This window comes from Methylobacterium sp. J-070 (assembly GCF_022829385.1).
In the GTDB taxonomy this organism is placed as follows: Bacteria; Pseudomonadota; Alphaproteobacteria; order Rhizobiales; family Beijerinckiaceae; genus Methylobacterium.
Window position 1 is genome coordinate 1 of the sequence record NZ_JAKSXX010000080.1, and the last position, 1,917, is coordinate 1,917.

The 1,917-nt window shown below is 65.8% G+C and carries 2 protein-coding genes; both read right to left on the reverse strand.

Annotation, left to right across the window (positions count from 1 at the left end; genetic code table 11):
- The coding region (locus MKL01_RS06330) for a hypothetical protein (protein WP_243904368.1) at nt 1-182 on the reverse strand (182 nt) is incomplete at its 3' end.
- Nucleotides 183-629: 447 nt separating this feature from the next.
- The coding region (locus MKL01_RS06335; RefSeq protein ID WP_243904369.1) for a phage tail tip lysozyme at nt 630-1,917 on the reverse strand (1,288 nt) is incomplete at its 5' end.

Genomic DNA, 1,917 nt, shown 5'->3' on the forward strand with positions numbered 1-1,917 from the left:
GGAACGGACTCTCGATCGCCGAGTTGCTCGGCAGGTTGGAGAGAGGGCGACATGCTGACAGGCAGCCTGCTGTGGCTCATCGGAGTGCCGATCCCCATCGTCATCCTGCTGTGGCTGTTTTTTCTACGTGGGCGGTAGCGCGTGCCATCTAGAATGAGCATCCTGCTTGCTGCATCCGCCATGGCTCTCATCGGCACTGGCGGAACTGGCATGGCACGCGGCGGCGGCGCTACACCTCCTGGCGGGCAGCTGGCGGCAACCGCGCCTGGTGGGACAGAGGGTCTTGCGGGGCCCCGGAACGTCGCTGACGCCATTCGCAGCGGCCACGCCTACGGTTGGCACCACGACGCAGGTCAGAACTGGGTCCGCGATCCTCGCGACCGGTCTCGGTCGCTTGGGTATTAAGAGAAACGGCTACCTCCGGCTTAGCTCCACTGCCTCGAACAGGTTGTTGGAGGCATACATATCGCAAAGAGAAGCCCGCGCAGCGAACTGAGCGGGCTGAGTTTGTCTCTCGTGAATACGGCATACGCCCGATCGGCTGGCTGGTTCCGCAGTCGTCGCTATCCCCGTCCGCCTTCGCCATCTGGCGCCCGTGGTTCTGCACGATGTCGCGGAAGTGGATGCTCTCACGCCTGCCCAGTGTTCGACGACATCGCGTAGGCCCGGCCTTTCAAGCTTTGCTTCAGGTCCCCGATCAGGCCATCCGCATTCGAGGCGCTGCTGTTGACGATCACGTCGCCGTGCATGTGTGTGGTGTCGGTCCGGACCGAACTCTGCCGGTTGTCGTTGGTGGTGTTGGCGATCTGAGCCGCCTGTGCGGCTTGAGCCTGGGCCACGAACAGGCCGGCGTTCGGGATGCCGTTCCAGGCTGACGGGGCCGGTGCTGCTGCGGGCACCTGACGCCGCTCATCTTTCGGATCAGCCAGCACGTCGGGACGGCGCGCATTCGAGGCGCCCGACCGCAGATCCTTCCCCGCCGCCTGGATGGTGGCGATGTCCTGGTCATGCTGCTCGATGCGCCGAAGGCGGTCCAGGAACGGCTTCCGGATCTGGTAGGCGAGCGCATGCTTCTGCGGGTTCTCGAACTTCGAAATACCCTGATACAAGGTCTGTTCATCGGTCGGTGCAGCCATCATCGCCCGGTAAGCGTGATTGTGGCTGACAGCGCCGGGCAGGCCCAACATTTCCATCCGGAAGTACTGCTGCTGTACGCCTCGATCTCGCCAGTCCTTGTTCTGTGAGGCCGCAAACTTCTTCAGCAGCGGGAAGCGGGGGTTGCCGTTGGCATCGCTCCATTGAGCTGTACCGTGCGCGTGCCCGCTATCGCCAACGGCGCCGGGATCTAGGTTCCCGCCACTCTCGCCCTGCATCATGGCTATGGAAGCCTGGGCCTTGCCCCTCGGCATGCCTAGGCCGCCCTCGGATACCGGCTTCTGCAGGAATTCCATCCACGACGCGACGTTGGCGCGCCCCTGCGCCGAAGTGGCCCCCCGAGACCGCCGTCCGTCGTTGCCGGTGTAGTCGCCAGATGGATCAGCCTCGACGCCGCGAGCGGCGCGACGCGCCCGCGTGCGAATGCCGGCCCCGCCGTCAGCCGCCTCGGCCTCGCCACCGCCGAACATGCGCTTGACGCTATTCCAACCTTTGCTGATCGCGCCGCGCACCCGTCCGCGGCGCTCGATGCCCTCACGCTGCAACTGCGCCTGATCCGGATCGGCAGCGGCCTCTTCCGGCGTCTGGTAGCCGTGGCCTGTGGCGACGGCACCGATGGCAACCGGCAGACCAACCCGCAGCATGGCTGCCAGGAGGGAGGTGTTGCCCGTCACCAGCGCCGCGCGGATCAGGCCGATCTGCGCGAGCACCGCCCCGACCTTGGTGGCGACCCAGAGCCCGAAGAACGCCTCCGCGACGGTC